The sequence below is a fragment of the Flavobacterium adiutor genome (assembly GCF_048282555.1).
Lineage (GTDB): Bacteria > Bacteroidota > Bacteroidia > Flavobacteriales > Flavobacteriaceae > Flavobacterium.
Window position 1 is genome coordinate 4,886,153 of record NZ_CP182487.1, and the last position, 20,936, is coordinate 4,907,088.

Annotated in this window: 21 protein-coding genes; 19 read left to right on the forward strand and 2 right to left on the reverse strand. The window is 34.8% G+C overall.

The window, feature by feature from the left end; genetic code table 11:
- The 4 genes from ACNC7R_RS20700 to ACNC7R_RS20715 are packed head-to-tail and all read left to right on the forward strand — an operon-like array spanning position 1 to position 4,707.
- On the forward strand, positions 1–2,460 hold the full coding sequence (locus ACNC7R_RS20700) for a TonB-dependent siderophore receptor (protein ID WP_417942909.1): 2,460 nt from the start codon (positions 1–3) through the stop codon (positions 2,458–2,460).
- A gap of 54 nt (positions 2,461–2,514) precedes the next feature.
- Positions 2,515–2,847, forward strand: a complete 333-nt coding sequence (locus ACNC7R_RS20705) for a hypothetical protein (protein ID WP_417942910.1) — start codon at positions 2,515–2,517, stop codon at positions 2,845–2,847.
- A gap of 2 nt (positions 2,848–2,849) precedes the next feature.
- Entirely contained in the window at positions 2,850–3,137 is a 288-nt protein-coding gene (locus ACNC7R_RS20710) for a hypothetical protein (RefSeq protein ID WP_417942911.1), read from the forward strand.
- Between the two features lie 19 nt (positions 3,138–3,156).
- Positions 3,157–4,707: a PepSY-associated TM helix domain-containing protein gene (locus ACNC7R_RS20715; protein WP_417942912.1), complete on the forward strand. Its 1,551-nt coding sequence runs from the start codon at positions 3,157–3,159 to the stop codon at positions 4,705–4,707.
- Between the two features lie 37 nt (positions 4,708–4,744).
- Here the strand turns inward: ACNC7R_RS20715 and ACNC7R_RS20720 are convergent, their stop codons facing one another.
- Positions 4,745–5,092, reverse strand: coding sequence for a toxin-antitoxin system YwqK family antitoxin (locus tag ACNC7R_RS20720; protein WP_417942913.1), 348 nt, complete (start codon positions 5,090–5,092; stop codon positions 4,745–4,747).
- A 218-nt stretch (positions 5,093–5,310) separates the two neighbouring features.
- Positions 5,311–6,306, reverse strand: coding sequence for a TlpA family protein disulfide reductase (locus ACNC7R_RS20725; protein WP_417942914.1), 996 nt, complete (start codon positions 6,304–6,306; stop codon positions 5,311–5,313).
- A 156-nt stretch (positions 6,307–6,462) separates the two neighbouring features.
- On the opposite strand from ACNC7R_RS20725, the gene aspS reads away from it, so the two are divergent.
- From aspS to ACNC7R_RS20800, 15 genes are all read left to right on the forward strand, one after another.
- Positions 6,463–8,214 (forward strand): aspartate--tRNA ligase, encoded by a 1,752-nt coding sequence (gene aspS / locus ACNC7R_RS20730; protein ID WP_417942915.1) that lies wholly within the window; start codon positions 6,463–6,465, stop codon positions 8,212–8,214.
- 314 nt (positions 8,215–8,528) lie between these two features.
- Positions 8,529–8,723 (forward strand): cold-shock protein, encoded by a 195-nt coding sequence (locus ACNC7R_RS20735; protein WP_007137066.1) that lies wholly within the window; start codon positions 8,529–8,531, stop codon positions 8,721–8,723.
- 235 nt (positions 8,724–8,958) lie between these two features.
- Positions 8,959–9,324, forward strand: coding sequence for an NADH-quinone oxidoreductase subunit A (locus tag ACNC7R_RS20740; RefSeq protein WP_417942916.1), 366 nt, complete (start codon positions 8,959–8,961; stop codon positions 9,322–9,324).
- 84 nt (positions 9,325–9,408) lie between these two features.
- Positions 9,409–9,957, forward strand: coding sequence for an NADH-quinone oxidoreductase subunit B (locus tag ACNC7R_RS20745; RefSeq protein ID WP_163391742.1), 549 nt, complete (start codon positions 9,409–9,411; stop codon positions 9,955–9,957).
- A 1-nt stretch (position 9,958) separates the two neighbouring features.
- Positions 9,959–10,480: an NADH-quinone oxidoreductase subunit C gene (locus ACNC7R_RS20750; RefSeq protein ID WP_417942917.1), complete on the forward strand. Its 522-nt coding sequence runs from the start codon at positions 9,959–9,961 to the stop codon at positions 10,478–10,480.
- Positions 10,481–10,506: 26 nt separating this feature from the next.
- On the forward strand, positions 10,507–11,745 hold the full coding sequence (locus ACNC7R_RS20755; RefSeq protein WP_417942918.1) for an NADH-quinone oxidoreductase subunit D: 1,239 nt from the start codon (positions 10,507–10,509) through the stop codon (positions 11,743–11,745).
- An 82-nt stretch (positions 11,746–11,827) separates the two neighbouring features.
- Positions 11,828–12,358: a complex I 24 kDa subunit family protein gene (locus tag ACNC7R_RS20760; RefSeq protein ID WP_417942919.1), complete on the forward strand. Its 531-nt coding sequence runs from the start codon at positions 11,828–11,830 to the stop codon at positions 12,356–12,358.
- Position 12,359: 1 nt separating this feature from the next.
- A complete protein-coding gene (gene nuoF / locus ACNC7R_RS20765; RefSeq protein ID WP_417942920.1) occupies positions 12,360–13,727 on the forward strand; it encodes an NADH-quinone oxidoreductase subunit NuoF in 1,368 nt (455 codons plus the stop codon).
- Positions 13,728–13,816: 89 nt separating this feature from the next.
- Positions 13,817–14,848 carry a 2Fe-2S iron-sulfur cluster-binding protein gene (locus tag ACNC7R_RS20770; protein ID WP_417942921.1) on the forward strand — a complete coding sequence of 344 codons (1,032 nt, stop codon included), beginning with the start codon at positions 13,817–13,819 and terminating at the stop codon, positions 14,846–14,848.
- A 2-nt stretch (positions 14,849–14,850) separates the two neighbouring features.
- Positions 14,851–15,906 carry an NADH-quinone oxidoreductase subunit NuoH gene (gene nuoH / locus ACNC7R_RS20775; RefSeq protein ID WP_417942922.1) on the forward strand — a complete coding sequence of 352 codons (1,056 nt, stop codon included), beginning with the start codon at positions 14,851–14,853 and terminating at the stop codon, positions 15,904–15,906.
- A 155-nt stretch (positions 15,907–16,061) separates the two neighbouring features.
- Positions 16,062–16,607: a NuoI/complex I 23 kDa subunit family protein gene (locus tag ACNC7R_RS20780; protein ID WP_223681331.1), complete on the forward strand. Its 546-nt coding sequence runs from the start codon at positions 16,062–16,064 to the stop codon at positions 16,605–16,607.
- Positions 16,608–17,147, forward strand: a complete 540-nt coding sequence (locus ACNC7R_RS20785) for an NADH-quinone oxidoreductase subunit J (protein ID WP_417942923.1) — start codon at positions 16,608–16,610, stop codon at positions 17,145–17,147.
- Positions 17,147–17,467: an NADH-quinone oxidoreductase subunit NuoK gene (gene nuoK, locus ACNC7R_RS20790; RefSeq protein WP_017494599.1), complete on the forward strand. Its 321-nt coding sequence runs from the start codon at positions 17,147–17,149 to the stop codon at positions 17,465–17,467. Before ACNC7R_RS20785 ends, nuoK begins: the two co-directional genes overlap by 1 nt.
- A gap of 6 nt (positions 17,468–17,473) precedes the next feature.
- Entirely contained in the window at positions 17,474–19,366 is a 1,893-nt protein-coding gene (gene nuoL, locus ACNC7R_RS20795; RefSeq protein WP_417942924.1) for an NADH-quinone oxidoreductase subunit L, read from the forward strand.
- Positions 19,367–19,376: 10 nt separating this feature from the next.
- The gene (locus tag ACNC7R_RS20800; RefSeq protein WP_417942925.1) at positions 19,377–20,819 is read left to right on the forward strand and encodes a complex I subunit 4 family protein; all 1,443 of its coding nucleotides are present in this window, start codon (positions 19,377–19,379) and stop codon (positions 20,817–20,819) included.
- Positions 20,820–20,936 lie beyond the last annotated feature (117 nt).

Consider the following 20,936-nt stretch of genomic DNA (forward strand, 5'->3'; position numbering starts at 1 on the left):
ATGACAATAAGATTTACAATACCTCTATTAAGTTTATTCTTTATTTTGGTAGCAGGTACTAATACTTTGGCACAACAAAAGGTAACGATCAAAGGAAAAATTACTTTAATTAACAATGAAGTTCCTGATAATATATCTGTCATTTTAAAAGGCACCCGCTTGGGTACAGTTACAGACGAAAATGGAAATTATAAAATAAAAAATGTAAAACCTGGATCTTATATCATAAAAGTATCAGGTGTGGGCTATTCTACTAAAGAAAAAAACATCATTATCAATGAAGGTGAAGAACTTATTGAAAACTTCACCATCTCTACTAACTCGGAAGAATTAACTGAAGTAGTTATTAATGCCGGTAAAACAAATCATTTTGCCCGAAAAGAAAATCAGCAGGTATCCAGGCTACCTCTTAAAAATCTTGAAAATCCACAAGTCTATACAACAATAACTGGCGAAGTCTTAAAAGAACAGGTAGTAACTAATTTTGATGACGCTTTAAAAAATGCTCCGGGTGTAACGCAGCTTTGGGCTTCAACAGGTCGTGGCGGCGATGGCGGAGGTTATTATGCTTTAAGAGGTTTTCCTGTTCAGCCTACAATGGTTAACGGATTACCTGGTTTAACAAACGGAAGTTTAGACCCTGCAAATGTTGACAAAATCGAAATCATCAGAGGACCATCCGGAACCTTATTTGGAAGCAGCTTAATCTCATACGGAGGATTAATCAATACTACTACAAAAAAACCGTACAAAACATTTGGAGGGGAAATAGATTACACTGTTGGAAGTTATGGGTTAAACCGTGCTACTGTTGATCTAAACACACCTTTAAACGACAAAAAAACTTTAAATTTCAGAGTAAACTCAGCATACAATAAACAAAATAGTTTTCAGGATGCAGGTTTTAGAGAATCATTTTTTATTGCTCCATCATTATCTTACGAAGTAAATGATAAATTATCATTCTTAGTACAAACTGAATTTATGAGTAATGAATCTACAAATCCAACAATGTTATTTTTAGATAGAGGAGCTCCTTTAAGAGTTCATAATATTGAGGAACTAAAATATGATAACAACCGCTCTTATACCAGTGATGAACTAACAATTAAAACACCTTCTTTTAATATTCAGGCTCAGATGAATTATAAACTTTCTGACCAGTGGACATCACAAACCGTTTTCTCAAATAGTACAGCAAAATCAGATGGAAATTATGCCTATTTGTATGAAGTAACAAATACAAAAAATCCTTCTTTAATTCCACTGGTATCCAAAATAACTGATGGAATTGTTCTCTATCGTCAATTTAGTTACCAGGACAATGAAAATAAAAGTACTGATGTACAACAAAACTTTATTGGTGATTTCAAAATAGGAAGTTGGAGAAACAGACTGGTTGTTGGTTTAGATTATTATAAAAGAACAGCTGCAGACTATAGTTCGGGTTATTTTGGTAATGGATTCATTTATATAGGAGATGATTTGGCTTCTTTCAATGCTGTTTTTGGTCCTTCAAACGGAGACACAGGTGATTTGACTAAAGAAGGGTCTGATGCAATTGTAGGTAATAGCCAAAGAAATAATAGTAAAACTAAGCAAGAAGTTTACAGTGCCTATTTTTCAGATGTATTAAACATTCTTCCCAATTTATCAGCTATGGTTAGTTTGCGTGCCGATCGTTTTATGAATGCTGATAATGACGCATACAATCAAACCGCTTTTTCTCCAAAATTCGGAATTGTATTTCAGCCCATTTTAGATGAGGTATCCGTTTTTGCTAATTACATGAACGGATTTTCTAACGTAAGTCCTTCTGCTGATGTCAATGGTTCTGTTACAACACTACGAACATTTGGCCCTGAGCATGCAAATCAATTCGAAGTAGGAACAAAACTGAATCTCTTCAAAGAGAAATTTTATGCTACTGTTAGTTACTACGACATTAAGGTAACAGACAAAGTTTATGGCGTTAAACCTAATGCTAATGATGTGACTTATTATCAGGATGGAGCTCAGAAAAACAAAGGTGTAGAAGTTGAAATTGTTGCCAATCCTGTTAATGGTTTAAATATTATTGCCGGATACAGCTATAATGAAGCCATTTTAACAAAAGGAGATCCTGACTTTGTGGGATTCAGATCTGAAGATGCAGGGCCTAGAAATCTGGCAAACCTTTGGGCCAGCTACAAATTTACAAGCGGTATCCTAAGAGGTTTTGGTTTAGGTTTTGGAGGAAATTATGTTAGTGACAATATGATTATGAATAGAGCTACTGCAGGAACATTTACAATTCCGGAATACACTGTTTTAAATTCATCTTTGTTTTATAATACTGAAAAATTTGGCGTAACAGTTAAACTAAACAACATTGCAAACAAAGAAATTTACGACGGATGGTCAACTGTTCATCCTAAAGATCCAAGAGCAGTTGCTGCAAGTTTCTCTTATAAATTTTAATTAAATAAAAAACACCTTTCTTAATTAGGAAAGGTGTTTTTAAATTCATAAATCATGATAACAACAGCAAGTCTTATCGTTTTTTTAGCTTTTTATACCTTATATTATACTTCGAAAAAAGCTGTTCTATCCTATGATTTAGGTTTCGAAAAATGGATGCAGAAAAATCCAAAACAAACCAAAATCACCGGATTAGTTTTACTTTTGGCCGCTTATGGTTTTTGGATTTTTACAAAATCTTTCGGCTGTGGCACTTTACTGTTTTTCATTCAGCTTATGACAGTAGGGAGTTTAATTGTAGTATTGACTCCGTTAAAAAAAATAAGTCGCTCATCTTTATTGATTCTTTTTATAACAATCGGTTTATTAGAATTTTATTACTCCTAATTATGCCTGCAAATCCAAAATACTTAACACAATCAAAGTGGCAACGGTTTGCCAAAATTACTGCTGCTATTCTGGGCGGTTATTTTGTTACGGTCACTTTTCATCTGGCCTTAGCCTCCTGGTTTAACAGGGCAAATATACTTATCACAATGGCGTTTAGTGGCTTCATTCTTTGGGTAGCGCTAATGGTCATTGCTTTTTTAGCCAAAAATGGATGGAAAATCTGGATGGTTTATATATTGCTTTCCCTCACTTTCTCTCTTCTAATATATCTGGGACAAACCTTTTAATACAACCGCACAATAACCCATGAGTAATCGTAATTATAATATTTATTTTCATACACACACAGTAAGCGGAATCGTTATCAGTGTTGTTCTTTTTGTGATTTTTTTTGCCGGTTCTTTTTCTTTCTTCAGGGACGAAATAATCAATTGGGAAAAAAATGAATCAGCTTCTATTTCACGCGAAATTGATTTAAACTATGATGCTGCCTTAAAAAAACTCGATAAAGAATACATTTTACACGGACGAAATATTACTATTTCCAAACACAGCAACGAAAGAAGGGTAAACCTTTATGCAGAAGGAACCAAAGACACCTTGGCTCCGGCCAAACAAAAAGAAGGAAGTTTTTTTTATTTAGATACTAAAAATTATAAAACATCAACCTACGAAGATTCCTATTCTCTTGGAGAGTTTTTGTATCGTTTGCATTTCCTTGCACAGATTCCATATCCTGTAGGATATTATCTCTCTGGTTTTATTGCACTGTTTTTCTTATTCGCAATAGTAACAGGCGTTTTACTACACTGGAAAAAAATTGTTTCAAATTTTTATGTTTTCCGTCCTAAAGAAAAGCTTAAAACATTATGGACAGATGCTCATACAGCATTAGGAATGATTGGAATGCCTTTCCAGTTTGTATATGCGGTGACGGGTGCTTTTTTTATGATCAAACTTTTAATCGTTGCGCCAGCTGTAATGGCACTCTATAAAGGAGATCAGGACAAATTATATAAAGAACTTGAATATAAAGACCCTGAATTTAAGTTTGATAATAAAAAATTGGCAGTCCCTTTTAGCATCAATCAGTTAGTTTCAAAAGCAAAAAGCAACTGGAAGGATTTTGAAATTAACCGCATCATGATTCAGAATTATGGTGACACAAATATGCATCTTATCGTTGAGGGTGAATTAGTAAGCACTAAAAAATTTACGGGAATCGGAAAAGTAGTTTACCGCATTGCTGATGGAAAAGAAATCGCAAGGAAAAACCCCGAAACACAAAACCATTATTTAGATATTGTAAAAAATGTTTTATACCGTATTCATTTTGGTGATTATGGTGGTTATGCACTTAAAATAGTAAGCTTTGTTTTAGGAATCATAACGTGTTTCGTGATTATTTCAGGCGTTATGATCTGGTTAATTGCGAGGGATAAAAAAAACATGCCTGAGAAGAAACGTCGCTTCAATGAAGCTGTTGTACATATTTATCTGGCCATTTGCCTGAGTATGTATCCCATTACGGCATTGGCTTTCATTGCATCTAAATTATTTTATCCTTTAACTCAGCCTAATTTATACAGTATCTATTTTATTGGATGGCTATTACTTACAATCTTTTTCATTATCAAAAAGAATAATGCTTTTACTAACAAATGGTGCTTAATTTCAGGAAGCATTTTAGGCTTTTTGATTCCGATTACAAATGGATTCATTACCGGAAACTGGTTTTGGAATTCTTTCCTGCAAAATCGGATTCAGATTTTCTTTATTGATGTTTTCTGGATTATTCTGGCATCAATTACACTATATGCTGCTTTTTCATTAAAAACAAAAAAAGGAGAAAATTGAATTCAATTTTCTCCTTTTTCAATTAACTGAAATTGTATTAATTCATATGCGCAATAACTTTTTCTTCTAAATTCTTAACAGAATTAATTTTGCTGTTTGAATAATCCACCTGACAAATGTTTTTGTCATTAAAATAAATCCATTTACCCGTTTTTAATCCGTTCGTGTATTCTGCGATAGCTTTTTTATTTCCATTTTCATCATAAGATACCCAGACACCATCTAATTTACCCTCTTTAAAAAAACCTTCTTGTTGTACTTTACCGTTTTCATAATAATAAGTAGCTCTTACTTTATTTCCAACAGCTTCTAATTCAGGTTTTGTCTCTTGTGCAACTAAAATTCCAGAGAACAATATTGCAACTAAAATTACACACTTTTTCATATCTTTAGGTTTCTTTTGGTTATTAATGTTATCAAATCTTTATCAAATATAATTAATAGTTTACATTAAAAAAACTTTTGCTTAACAATTTGATAACATTGAGTAAAAACTTAACATTGGAAATCATCCGGATATAAAAAAACCAACGCTGAAGCATTGGTTTTACTGATATTTTTAAAAAATAGCTAAAATTACGATAACGTTGTAATTTGAAAGAATTATTTCAATAAAGCATCTAATTGTGTTTGTAATTCTGGTGATGATGGCCTATCGGCATCAGGGTTTACAATGTTACCCTTTGGATCAATCAATATAAATCTTGGGATTGACGTTACACCATAACTTGTTACAAACTCAGATTCCCAATCCTTATCTGCAAATAACTGAATTCCGCCTAAATTTTTATCAGCTACAAATTTTTTCCATTTCTCATTGTCCTTTGCTTTGTCGATTGAGATACTCACAAATTCAATATTTTTTCCATGGTATTTCTCTTCAATTTTTTGCAAAAAAGGAATTTCAGCCCTGCATGGTCCGCACCATGTTGCCCAAAGGTCTATGTAAACGTATTTACCTTTTAAATCTGAAAGTTTTGTTTTTCCTCCTTTATAATTCTCATAATCAAAATCAGGTGAAGACTTTCCTTTAAGCTTATTTGTTTTTGCATTACTTTCATAAGCCTGAGCTGCATATTGATGAAATTGTGAGAACGCATTTTTTACCGCAGTTTGAAATTCTGCATCATATTTTCCTTTTTCCAGCGTTCCATTATCCCACTTTTTCTTTGCTTCCAAAAGTGCAGCAAATTCTGCTTCGTCTTTAGTAAAAGCTTCATTTTGAAATTTTTCATTATTTAAAGAGTAAAGTGCCAGAAAATTACTTTCGTCAACACCTTTACCTTTATATACAATCGTTTCATCAAATTGTTTCGCATCCATCGTCAAATTTATTTCCGAATCTGGCTTTAAATATAAACTCGAAACTTCATGACCATCTGAAAATTGATAAAATCCCTTTGGAGCTTCAAAAGTGGCGGTAAAAACACCTTTTTTATCAATTGGAATAATTTGTGTAAAATTATTTGCGCCACGAATAACTAAGGTATCGCTATTTCTATTCGCAATTTTAGCCGTAAATTTAATTTGATTCTTTGTTTGGGCATCAACGTTAAAAACGCTCAGCATAATCAAAGCAAAAAGAATAACTTTTTTCATAATTGACAATTTATTTAGAATAGACCAAATCTAAAGAAATTATAGGTGAGAAAATTAATCGTTAACAAAATATTTAAAATTAATCCACATCAGATTATCACTTTACTATTTTAATTTGAATTTTGTGTTTACTTTTGCAGTCTAAAATTTTGATCAATGTATAGAAGTCATAATTGTGGCGAGTTAAATGCCTCAAATATTAATACCGAAGTTACACTTGCAGGCTGGGTTCAGAAATCACGCGATAAAGGATTTATGAATTGGGTTGATTTACGTGACCGTTACGGAATTACACAGCTTATTTTCGACGAAAGCCGTACGGATATAACCGTTTTTGAATTAGCTAAAACGCTGGGAAGAGAATTTGTAATTCAGGTAAAAGGAACTGTAATTGAGCGTGAAGCAAAAAACAAAAATATCCCGACTGGTGAAATTGAAATTTTAGTTTCTGAATTAACTATTTTAAACACTGCACTTACTCCTCCATTCACCATTGAAGACGAAACAGACGGTGGAGAAGATATACGAATGAAATATCGTTATTTGGATATCCGAAGAAATCCGGTAAAAAACAGTTTATTATTCCGTCATAAAGTGGCAATGGAAGTTCGTAAATATTTATCTGATTTAGATTTCTGCGAAGTTGAAACTCCTTATTTAATTAAATCAACTCCAGAAGGAGCAAGGGATTTCGTTGTACCAAGCCGTATGAACGAAGGTCAGTTTTATGCTTTGCCGCAATCTCCACAAACTTTCAAACAGCTTTTGATGGTGGGTGGAATGGATAAATATTTCCAAATCGTGAAATGTTTCCGTGACGAAGATTTACGTGCAGACCGTCAGCCTGAGTTTACACAAATCGATTGCGAAATGGCGTTTGTGGAGCAAGAAGATATTTTGAATGTTTTTGAAGGTCTGACAAGACATCTATTAAAAGAAATAAAAGGCATTGAAGTAGATAAATTCCCAAGAATAACCTACGACTATGCCATGAAAACATACGGAAACGACAAACCAGACATTCGTTTCGGAATGAAATTTGGAGAATTAAACGAATTTGCACAGCACAAAGAATTCCCTGTATTCAACACAGCTGAATTAGTTGTCGGAATTGCGGTTCCAGGAGCCGGAAATTATACCCGTAAAGAAATCGACGGGCTAATTGACTGGGTTAAGCGTCCGCAAGTGGGAGCATCCGGAATGGTTTACGTAAAATGTAACGAAGACGGAACTTATAAATCATCTGTAGATAAATTCTACGACCAGGATGATTTGGCAAACTGGGCAAAAGCAACAGAAGCCAATTCTGGAGATATGATTTTTGTACTTTCTGGTCCAGCCAATAAAACACGTGCTCAGCTTTCAGCTCTTCGTATGGAATTAGCAACTCGTTTAGGATTACGTAATCCTGAAGAATTTGCGCCTCTTTGGGTTGTAGATTTTCCATTATTGGAACTTGATGAAGAAAGCGAACGTTACCACGCCATGCACCATCCATTTACTTCTCCAAAACCAGAAGATATGGCTTTGTTAGAAACAGAACCCGGAAAAGTCCGTGCAAACGCATATGATATGGTATTGAATGGAAACGAAATTGGCGGTGGATCTATTCGTATCCATGATAAGGCAACACAACAGTTAATGTTCAAATATTTAGGTTTTACGGAAGAAGAAGCAAAAGCTCAATTTGGTTTCTTAATGGATGCATTCCAGTTTGGAGCACCGCCACACGGAGGTTTAGCTTTTGGCCTGGACAGATTAGTAGCTATTTTGGGTGGACAAGAAACGATTAGAGATTTTATTGCTTTTCCTAAAAACAATTCAGGTCGTGATGTAATGATTGATGCACCTGCAGCTATTGACGATTCGCAACTACAGGAATTATCAATTAAACTGGATTTAAAATAATTTAATACAACTTAAAATTCTAAGAGTGGCAGATTTTTGCCACTCTTTTTTTTATTTTTCTAAAATTATTATAAGAATTTGAAAAAAACTGATTTTTAATAAGTAGTCCGTTTATTACAATAAAATAAGGATGCAAATTGCTTTATTTGTAATAAATGTATCAAAATTTAAAAAAAATCACATGAATTTTAATATATCTAAAGCACAGAAATCACTGTAAATCAATAATTTTTACAAAAAATTAACACCCTAGTGTCTTTTGTATTAGTTAATATATTACATTTGCTTTATTATAAATTATTATTACAATTACAATGCGTACAGGTACAGTAAAATTTTTCAATGAGTCTAAAGGTTATGGATTCATTACAGACGAAGAAACAGGAAAAGACATCTTCGTTCACGCTTCAGGAATTAACGCGGAAGAATTACGCGAAGGTGACCGTGTAAGCTACGAAGAAGAAGAAGGAAGAAAAGGGAAAGTTGCTGCTAAAGTAGCAGTAATCTAAGAAAAATATAGCAATTTATTTTTTTTGCCTCTGAATGGTTAAACGTTTCGATTTATTTCGAAACGTTTTTTTTTGCATACTTGTTAAAAAAATGCAAAACTCTGACCTATTATTTATAATCAATAAAAATTACATACAAACCATATTACACACTATCTTAAATGATTTTTTAGTTTGTGATTTACAGAGTTGAAAGCTATCTTTGTGACTATTTTTAAGTAAAAACCTAAGTTTTATGCAATCTGATCAATACAGTTATCTTCCTATCTTAATGCAGCTTATACTGGCTGTTGGTTTTGTTGTGGGAACTATCATTATTTCTGGAAAATTAGGTCCAAGAAGAACGTCTGAAACAAAAGATAAAAACTTCGAATGTGGGATCGAATCAGTTGGTAACGCCCGTATTCCGTTTTCAGTAAAATATTTTCTTGTTGCCATTTTATTTGTTCTCTTTGACGTAGAAGTGATTTTCCTTTACCCATGGGCAGTAAACTTTAAGGATTTAGGAATTGAAGGAATGCTGAAAATGATTGTTTTTATGGCATTGCTTTTAGTTGGCTTTTTCTATATTATCAAAAAGAAAGCTTTAGACTGGGAATAAGAAACATTGATTCTAAATTATAAATGCTGAATTATAATTATCTGAACAATCAAAATTTATAATTCAAAATTCAAAATAACAAAAATGAGTGATTCAAATGTAAATATGGTTGCCCCTCCGGAAGGTGTTGTTGGTGAAGGTTTCTTTGCCACAAAACTAAATGATGTTGTTGGTCTGGCACGAGCGAATTCTCTATGGCCATTGCCTTTCGCAACTTCCTGCTGCGGAATCGAATTTATGGCAACTATGGCATCACATTATGATTTGGCACGATTTGGTTCTGAACGCGTGAGTTTTTCTCCTCGTCAGGCTGATATGCTAATGGTAATGGGAACGATTTCAAAAAAAATGGCTCCGATTTTAAGACAGGTTTACGAGCAAATGTCTGAACCTCGCTGGGTAATTGCTGTTGGAGCCTGTGCTTCATCTGGCGGAATTTTTGACACTTACTCTGTTTTACAAGGAATTGACAAGGTTATTCCGGTTGATGTTTATGTGCCGGGATGTCCTCCAAGACCGGAACAAATCGTTGACGGCGTAATGAAACTTCAGGAATTGGTAAAAAACGAATCTGTGAGACGAAGAAGCTCTCCGGAATACCAGGAATTATTAGCTTCCTATAATATCTCATAAAATGGCTTTAGAAAATACACTGATCCAGGATAAACTTGTACAAACATTCAATAATGATGTTTTCAACTTTCGTGAAGAAAGAGATATTTTTACTTTAGAAGCTTCAGCTGATAAAATTACAGCCCTGATTCTTTTCCTGAAAAATGACGCTGATTTACGTTTCCACTTTTTAACTGATTTATGTGGTGTTCACTATCCGGATAACGAATCAGAACGTCAGTTTGCTATTGTATATCATCTGCACAACTGGTATGAAAATAAACGCATCAGGATTAAAGTATATCTTAATGGCGAAAAACCAGAAATCAAAACCATTTCAAATATTTTCTTAAGTTCAAACTGGATGGAAAGAGAAACATACGATTTCTTTGGCATAAACTTTATTGGTCATCCTCAATTAAAACGTATTTTGAATATGGATGAAATGGTCTCTTTTCCTATGAGAAAAGAATTCCCAATGGAAGACAGCGGAAGAACGGATAAAGACGACAGGTTCTTTGGAAGAACAACAACAAATTGCTAAAAAAATAAATAATTCAACATTATAAAATGTCAGAACTATTATTATCACCAGAGCATCGATATGCTAAAATAATAAAGGACAAACTAAATGAAGACGGAAGCGAGCTTTCGGTACTGAATTTAGGCCCTACTCACCCGGCTACACACGGTATTTTTCAAAATATCCTGTTGATGGATGGTGAAAGAATTCTGGAAGCGGAACCCACTATTGGTTACATTCACAGGGCATTCGAAAAAATTGCTGAGAACCGTCCTTTTTATCAAATTACCCCTCTTACAGACCGTATGAACTATTGCTCCTCTCCTATTAATAATATGGGATGGTGGATGACATTAGAAAAATTATTAGGTATTGAAGTTCCAAAAAGAGCTCAATATTTAAGAGTTATCGTTATGGAGCTCGCTCGTATTACAGACCACTTAATCTGTAACTCGATTTTGGGTGTTGATACTGGTGCTTATACCGGTTTCTTATACGTTTTTCAATTTAGAGAAAAAATCTACGAAATCTACGAAGAAATTTGCGGAGCTCGTTTGACAACCAATATGGGAAGAATCGGTGGATTTGAAAGAGACTGGTCGCCGGAAGCTTTCAAAAAATTAGATACTTTCCTTCAAGAATTTCCAGTTGCATGGAAAGAATTCGAAAACTTATTCGAGAGAAACAGAATTTTTATTGACAGAACTGTAAACGTAGGCGCAATCTCAGCAGAGAAAGCAATGGCTTACGGATTTACAGGTCCAAACTTGCGTGCCGCAGGAGTTGATTATGACGTTCGTGTCGCTCAGCCTTACTCATCTTACGAAGATTTCGATTTTATTGTTCCTGTTGGAAAATCAGGAGATACTTATGATCGTTTCTGTGTTCGTAATGCAGAGGTTTGGGAAAGTTTAAGCATTATTCGTCAGGCTTTGGACAAAATGCCTCCAGGAAACGAATATCATGCAGAAGTACCTGATTATTACTTGCCTCCAAAAGAAGATGTATATACTTCAATGGAATCCTTGATTTATCACTTTAAAATTGTAATGGGAGAAGTTCCTGTACCAGTTGCAGAAATTTACCATCCGGTTGAAGGAGGAAATGGAGAAATCGGATTTTATTTAGTGACAGACGGAAGCAGAACTCCATACAGATTACATTTCAGAAGACCTTGTTTTATTTATTACCAGGCTTATCCTGAATTAATTAAAGGTGCTTTATTATCTGATGCAATTGTCATTTTATCAAGTTTAAATGTAATTGCCGGAGAATTAGATGCATAAAATGAATTGTAAATTTTGAATTGTAAATTATAAATGCTTCAAACATTTAAAATTTAAAATTTAAAGTTCAAAATAATAAAAAATGGAACGTAAACATTACAAACAAGAAATAAACATGACTGAGGCATTGATGAACCGCATCAATGAACTGATTAGTCATTATCCTGAAGGAAAACAAAAATCAGCTTTATTGCCTGTTTTACATGAAGTTCAGGATGCGCATAACAACTGGCTTAGTATTGAACTTCAGGATAAAGTGGCTGAGATTCTTCAGATAAAGCCAATTGAGGTTTATGAAGTGGTTACTTTTTATACCATGTTCAACCAAAAACCAATTGGGAAATATATGTTTGAGTTTTGCCAGACTTCTTGCTGCTGTTTAAACGGTGCCGAAAATTTAATGGATTATACTTCCGAAAAATTAGGCATCAAAATGGGTGAAACAACTCCCGACGGAATGTTTACCATTGCCGGAGTGGAATGTTTAGGTGCCTGTGGATACGCTCCTATGATGCAGCTGGGCGATTTCTACAAAGAAAAACTGACAGAAGACAAAATCGATCAGTTAATCGCTGATTGCAGAGATGATAAAATAATATTACACGATAAATAAGATGTCAAAAAAAATATTATTAGACAAAATCAATATTCCCGGTATTAAGACCTACGAAGTATATCGTCAAAACGGTGGTTATGCTTCTGTGGAAAAAGCCTTAAAAACGCTTACGCCTGACGAAGTTGTTGAAGAAGTAAAAAAATCAGGTATTCGTGGTCGTGGTGGAGCTGGTTTCCCGGCGGGAATGAAATGGAGTTTTATCGATAAAAAATCAGGAAAACCAAGACATTTGGTATGCAATGCCGACGAATCTGAGCCAGGAACTTTCAAAGATCGTTATTTGATGGAATTTATTCCTCACTTATTAATTGAGGGAATGATTACTTCCAGTTTTGCTCTTGGAGCAAACCTGTCCTACATCTACATTCGTGGAGAATACATGTGGGTTTTCAAAATTTTGGAAAAAGCAATTAACGAAGCAAGAGCTGCAGGTTGGTTAGGAAAAAATATATTAGGTACAGGTTACGATTTGGATTTATATGTTCACTGTGGAGCGGGAGCTTATATTTGTGGAGAAGAAACTGCACTTATTGAATCACTGGAAGGAAAAAGAGGAAATCCTCGTATTAAACCGCCTTTCCCAGCTGTTTCAGGTCTTTGGGCAAACCCAACGGTTGTAAACAACGTTGAGACTATTGCCGCAGTGCCTTGGATCATTAATAATTCTGGTGATGAGTATGCTAAAATTGGTCTTGGCCGTTCAACTGGAACGAAATTAATTTCTGCTTCAGGAAACATTAAAAACCCTGGTGTTTACGAAATAGAATTAGGCTTAAGCGTTGATGAATTCATGAATTCTGATGAATATCTGGGAGGAATGTCTACAAGCAGGCCTTTAAAAGCTTTGGTTCCGGGTGGTTCATCTGTGCCTATTTTACCGGCAGAACTGATTTTCAAAACAGCAAATGGTGAAGATCGTTTAATGACTTACGAATCTTTAAGTGATGGTGGCTTTGCAACCGGATCTATGTTAGGTTCTGGTGGTTTTATTGTTTACGATGACAGGGCTTGTATCGTAAGAAATACCTGGAATTTTGCACGTTTTTATCACCATGAATCCTGCGGACAATGTACACCTTGCCGTGAAGGAACAGGATGGCTGGAAAAAATATTATGGAGAATTGAAAACGGTCAGGGCCGTGAAGAGGATATCGAATTATTATGGAGCATTCAAAGTAAAATCGAGGGTAACACAATTTGCCCGCTAGGCGACGCAGCTTCCTGGCCAGTAGCAGCAGCTATTCGTCATTTTAGAGATGAGTTTGAATACCATGTTCGTTTTCCTGAAAAAATAAAACACAGAGATCATTTTGTTGCTGAACCGTTTTCACAAGTGAAACATTTGGTAGGCAAACAGACAGTTTAAAAATATAGTTTCAAGTTTCATGTTTTTTTGGTTTCAAGTCTAAATAACCTGAAACTTTAAACCTGAAACTAAAAAAACAAATTAAAGAGATGAAAGTAACCATAGACGGTCAAAGTATTGACGTAGAGCCAGGAACTACCATCCTGCAGGCTGCACGTATGATTGGAGGAGATCTGGTTCCGCCAGCCATGTGTTATTACTCCAAACTAAAAGGGAGCGGTGGAAAATGCCGTTGCTGTTTAGTTGAAGTTTCAAAAGGAAGTGAAGCTGACCCAAGACCAATGCCAAAATTGATGGCATCTTGTGTAACAGGCTGCATGGACGGAATGGAAGTGAACAGTAAATCTTCTGCAAGAGTAACAGAAGCCCGTAAATCTGTTACAGAATTTTTATTGATCAATCACCCATTAGACTGCCCGATTTGCGATCAGGCAGGAGAATGTGATTTGCAGAATTTAAGTTTCGAACACGGAAATCCAAAATCGCGTTACATCGAAGAAAAAAGAACATTTGAACCGGAAGATATCGGTCCGAATATTCAACTCCATATGAACCGTTGTATTTTATGTCAAAGATGCGTACAAGTTGCAGATCAATTGACAGACAACAGAGTTCACGGCGTATTAGATCGTGGAGATCACGCTAATATTTCAACCGGAATCTCAAAAGCAATCGACAATGAATTCTCCGGAAACATGATTGACGTTTGCCCGGTTGGTGCTTTAACAGATAAGACTTTCCGTTTCAAATCAAGAGTCTGGTTCAACAAACCTTACAATGCACACAGAGAATGTACAACTCCGGGATGCTGCGGAAAAACAACTGTTTGGATGTTTGGAGGCGAAATTCAGCGTGTAACGGGTCGTAAAGACGAGTACCATGAAGTGGAAGAATTTATCTGTAATTCTTGTCGTTTTGACCATAAAAACGTTAATGACTGGGTTATTGAGGGACCAAGAGAATTTGAAAAAGATTCTGTTATCAACCAAAACAACTATACTCAAAAATTAGAGAAAGTAGAAATCAACACAGAAAAAAATATCCTAATGGGTAGAGATGTTGACCGTAAAAAAATCAGTATGGCTGAAATTCCATTGGACACTAACAACCAAAATTCATAACGATGGTAGATAGTGCATTTATTATAGAAAAAAGCGTTGTTATTGTAGTAGTTTTTGCCATAACGATGATTATGGCGATGTATTCTACCTGGGCTGAGCGAAAAGTTGCTGCTTTTTTACAGGACCGTGTGGGGCCAAACCGTGCAGGGTGGGGAGGATTATTACAGCCTCTTGCTGATGGTTTAAAATTATTTTCGAAAGAAGAATTTTTCCCGAATACACCCAATAAATTTTTATTCGTTGTAGGACCTGCCATTGCGATGAGTACTGCTTTGATGACCAGTGCAGTTATTCCGTGGGGAGACAGATTACATCTTTTTGGAAGAGATATTTTATTACAGGCTACCGATATTAACATTGCGTTATTATACTTCTTTGGCGTTGTTTCCGTTGGAGTTTACGGTATCATGATTGGTGGATGGGCTTCTAATAATAAATTCTCTTTGATGGGAGCTGTTCGTGCCGCTTCGCAAATGGTTTCTTACGAAGTTGCCATGGGATTATCGATGATTGCTTTGTTAATGATGACCGGAACTTTAAGTTTAAAAGAAATCTCTGAGCAACAGGCCGGAATGAACTGGAATGTTTTTTATCAGCCTTTATCATTTTTGATTTTCCTTATTTGTGCCTTTGCAGAAACCAACAGAACACCTTTTGATTTGGCAGAATGTGAATCGGAGTTGATTGGTGGTTACCATACTGAATATTCCTCAATGAAAATGGGATTCTATCTATTTGCTGAATATGCCAATATGTTTATCTCTGCAACTATTATTTCTGTATTGTTTTTTGGAGGGTACAACTATCCTGGAATGCAGTGGATGGTCGAAAATGTAGGTGTCAACGCAGCCAACATAGTAGGAATAGCGGTTTTATTTGCTAAAATATGTTTCTGGATCTTTTTCTATATGTGGGTTCGCTGGACGATTCCGAGATTTAGATATGACCAGTTAATGAATTTGGGATGGCGAATTTTGATTCCGCTTTCAATTGCAAATATTATAGTAACGGGAATTGTAATTTTAAGACACGATCTGGCTGCTTTCTTAGGATTCTAAGAACCGTAATGCCCTAGCCCTGATAGCAGCGGCATCCTTTTATGGTGGGGTTCACCATAAAAGATATAGCGGATAGCAGGATTAGCTACTAAATAAAAAACGAAATAGATTGGATTTGGCCTAATCATCAAATTGAATCATAAATTATACTTTAAATGTCAATAGAAACTATATCATTATCGGGTAGAAAAAAAGTGGTCTCTAACAAAGAGATGACTTTTTGGGAGCGATTGTATCTTGTGGCGATTGTAAAAGGTTTATTTATTACTATTAAACACTTTTTCAAGAAAAAAGCTACTATTCATTACCCGGAACAAGTGCGTGAAATGAGTCCTGTTTACCGTGGTCAGCATATGCTGAAACGTGACGAACAGGGTCGTGAAAACTGTACTGCCTGCGGTTTATGTGCGTTATCATGCCCGGCTGAAGCAATTACAATGAAAGCAGCCGAGCGTAAAGCTGATGAAAAGCATTTGTACAGAGAAGAAAAATATGCTGAAATTTACGAAATCAATATGCTTCGTTGCATTTTCTGTGGTTTATGTGAAGAAGCCTGTCCAAAAGACGCTATTTACCTGACACAGTCAAAAGTGTTGGTACCATCAAGCTACGAAAGAGAAGATTTCATTTTTGGAAAAGACAGATTAGTGATGCCGTTGGAAATGGCAATCAAAAATGCTCAACTTAATAATGCTAACTAAATGATACATATTCCTGATTTTGCAAATGCAACTACTGTACAAGTTATATTTTGTTTCTTAGCGTTTATCACGGTAATCACTGCCTTTTTGACCATTTTTAGCCGAAACCCAATTCATAGCGCTATTTATTTAGTGATTTGTTTTTTCTCAATTGCTGGTCATTATTTATTATTAAATGCTCAGTTTTTGGCTATCGTACATATTATTGTCTACTCGGGGGCTATTATGATTCTGTTCCTGTTTACAATCATGTTGATGAATCTGAACGAACGCCATCAGGTACACAAACCAAGGATTACGCGTCTGGGTGCGATTGTTTCTTTCTGTCTAATTGTTATTGTATTAATTACTATTTTCATTAACTCAAAACCAATTGTTGGCGAATATGATTCCTCAGGAGAGGATTTCCAATCGATTAAAGTTTTAGGTAAAATATTGCTGAACGAATATATGGTTCCGTTTGAATTTGCTTCTGTTTTGCTTTTAGTGGCCATGATTGGAACAGTATTATTGTCTAAAAAAGAAAAATTAAATAAATAATGGGTAATATATTAAATCAAATAGGTATAGAAAACTACATCTTTTTAAGTGTTGTACTTTTTTGTATTGGTATTTTTGGTGTATTGTACAGACGAAATGCTATTATCGTTTTCATGTCTATCGAAATCATGCTAAATGCAGTAAACCTTTTATTTGTGGCTTTTTCAACCTACCATCAGGATGCACAAGGACAGGTTTTTGTGTTCTTTTCGATGGCAGTTGCAGCGGCTGAAGTTGCTGTAGGATTGGCTATTTTAGTTTCGATCTTTAGAAATTTAGGTTCGATTAGTATCGATAATTTAAAAAATTTAAAAGGATAAATGGAAATGAATACCAATTTAGCTTTACTATTAGTACTTACTCCTTTTCTAGGATTTTTAATTAATGTTTTCTTTGGAAAAAGCTTAGGCAAGGCAGTTTCAGGAGCAATCGGAACTGTGGCTGTAGCAATTTCTTTTATCGTTACCCTCGTACTTTTTAATCAAATTACATCAACCGGAAAAGCGATAGAAGTTACTTTATTTGACTGGATTCAGATTAGTAACTTAAAAATCAATCTTGGGTTTTTATTAGATCAATTGTCTGTTCTTTGGTTATTGTTCGTAACCGGAATCGGATCTTTGATTCACTTATACTCTATCAGTTACATGCATGATGACGAAAACATGCACAAATTCTTTTCTTATTTGAATTTGTTTGTTTTCTTTATGATTACACTTGTAATTGGAAGCAACTTATTAGTGCTGTTTATCGGATGGGAAGGTGTTGGACTTTGTTCTTACCTATTAATTGGATTCTGGCATAAAAATCAGGATTACAATGATGCTGCTAAAAAAGCTTTCATCATGAACAGAATTGGAGATTTAGGTCTTTTAATTGGAATCTTCCTATTAGGATATTATTGTAATACTCTCGATTATAAATTAATGTATGAAAGCATTCATTATAGAGCTACTTTAACTGAAGAATCCTTTACAATTTTACCTTTAGCTGCTTTATCCTTGTTTATTGGAGCTTGTGGTAAATCTGCTCAAATTCCGTTATACACCTGGTTACCAGATGCGATGGCTGGACCAACTCCGGTTTCTGCTTTGATTCACGCTGCAACAATGGTAACTGCTGGTATCTTCATGGTAACGAGATTAAATTTCGTATTTGATTTAGCGCCAGATGTTCAAACTGTAATTGCTGTTATTGGTGCTATCACTTCATTAGTTGCCGCTACAATCGGATTAGTTCAAACGGATATCAAAAAAGTATTGGCTTACTCTACCGTTTCACAATTAGGTTTAATGTTTTTGGCATTAGGATTTGGAGCATATGAAGTAGCTGTTTTTCATGTAATCACACACGCTTTTTTTAAAGCTTGTTTGTTCCTTGGATCAGGATCTGTTATTCATGGGTTGCACGGAGAGCAGGATATGCGTAAAATGGGTGGATTGCGTAAAGCAATGCCAATTACCTTCTGGACGATGCTGATTTCTTCATTAGCCATTTCAGGTGTTCCATTCTTCTCAGGATTCTTTTCAAAGGATGAAATCTTATTGACAGCTTTCCACCACAGTATTCCATTATATGTTGTTGGATCTGTTGCTTCAATTATGACGGCTTTCTATATGTTCCGTTTAATGTTCTTAACTTTCTTTAAAGATTTCAGAGGAACTGAAGAACAAAAACATCATTTACACGAAAGCGGTTCCTTAATTACTATTCCGCTTATCATCCTGGCTATTTTAGCAGCTTTTGGAGGATTAATTAGTTTACCTGGACACAGTTGGTTAAATGAATATCTTGCTCCGCTTTTCACGAAAGTGGCCGGTGAAGAACATCATTTAGGCGCAACAGAATATACTCTTATGGGAGTTGCAGTTGTTGGAGGATTATTAGGAATCTTAATTGCTTACATTAAATACTTTAAACAGGATAATGTCCCAGAATCTGATGAAAATATTACAGGTTTAAGCAAAGTTTTGTACAACAAATATTATGTAGATGAAATCTATGATGCCCTATTTGTTCGTTCTGTAAACGGATTATCGAGATTCTTCAGAGACTATATAGAAACTGGCTTATCTACACTTGTTTTCGGATTAGGAAAAATAACAAATGAATTAGCTTTTCAGGGTAAAAAAATACAAACCGGAAGTATTGGATTATATCTTTTTGTTTTCGTATTAGGTCTTTGCGCCATTGTATCTTATATCTTTTTAGCTCAATAATATTATTACTATGAACGTTTCTACTATATTAATTATACTTTTAATTGGTGCCTTTGCCACTTATTTTTCTGGTGACAAACTAGCTTCAAAAGTTGCTTTTCTTTTTAGTTTAGCGGCTTTAGGATGTTCAATTGTATTATTGAATAATTATAATGCTGGCGAAAATATCAGCGTAATTAACAGCTGGATTACGCAACCGAAAATTTCTTTCGCTTTGAATGCTGACGGACTAGGACTTGCAATGGTTTTATTAACTCTGGCATTAACTCCCATAATCATCTTTTCTTCTTTTGGAAATGAATATAAAAATGCTAAAAGTTTTTATGGACTGATTTTGTTCATGGCGTTTGCCATGACAGGAACTTTCTTAGCTGCTGACGGTCTTTTGTATTATATTTTCTGGGAGTTAGCTTTAATTCCAATTTACTTCATTGCTCTTATCTGGGGTAACGGAGATACTGACGAACGCAGAAAAGCTGTGGTTAAATTCTTTATTTATACACTTGCCGGTTCGCTATTCATGCTAACCGCTTTCATTTATTTGTCTCAAAAAGCAAATGGAAGTTTCTTAATTGAAGATTTATATAAAGTTGAATTATCTGCCTGTGAGCAATTCTGGATTTTCTTAGCTTTCTTTTTAGCTTATGCTATTAAAATTCCAATTATTCCTTTCCACACCTGGCAGGCAAATGTATACCAAAAAGCACCTACTGTTGGAACTATGCTTTTATCAGGTATTATGCTTAAAATGGGATTGTACAGTGTAATTCGCTGGCAATTGCCGATAGCACCAATCGCTGCAAAAGAATATCTGAATATTTTTATTGGTTTAGGAATTGCAGGTGTTATCTACGGATCAATCGTAGCTTTAAGACAAAAAGATTTAAAGAAACTATTAGCATACTCATCTCTTGCCCACGTTGGATTAATTGCTGCAGGAACTTACACTTTAACCCTTGATGGTCTTCGCGGAGCCGTTCTGCAAATGATTGCTCACGGTTTTGTCGTTGTTGGTTTATTCTACGCTGCTGAAGTAATTTTCAAAAGATTTGAAACAAGAAACATTTCAGAATTGGGAGGAATTCGCACTCAGTCTCCTAAATTTACCTCTATGTTTTTAATTCTGGTTTTAGCATCTGTTGCTTTGCCTGGAACATTTAATTTCGTGGGAGAATTTACGGTATTATACAGTCTTTCTCAAATCAATATCTGGTTTGCTGTTTTGGGCGGCACTACTATTATTTTAGGAGCTTACTATATGCTAAGAATGTTCCAGCATGTTATGTTAGGTGAAACCAATTCTAAGACTTTTGCAGATGTTACGCTTAACGAAGGAATTTCATTTGCTGTAATCATAGCTGTTTTATTATTTTTTGGTTTCTATTCAAAACCAATTACAGATCTGATTACACCAAGTTTAGAAACAATTTTAAACGTTATCAATAAAAAGTAAGATTTTAGAATGAGGATTAATGATTTTTGATTTCGGATTTTTCTGTTGATTAGAAAGTTAAACTCAAAAAAGTAAAAATATATTTTAAATAAAATAAATTAGGGGCGTTTTAGATTT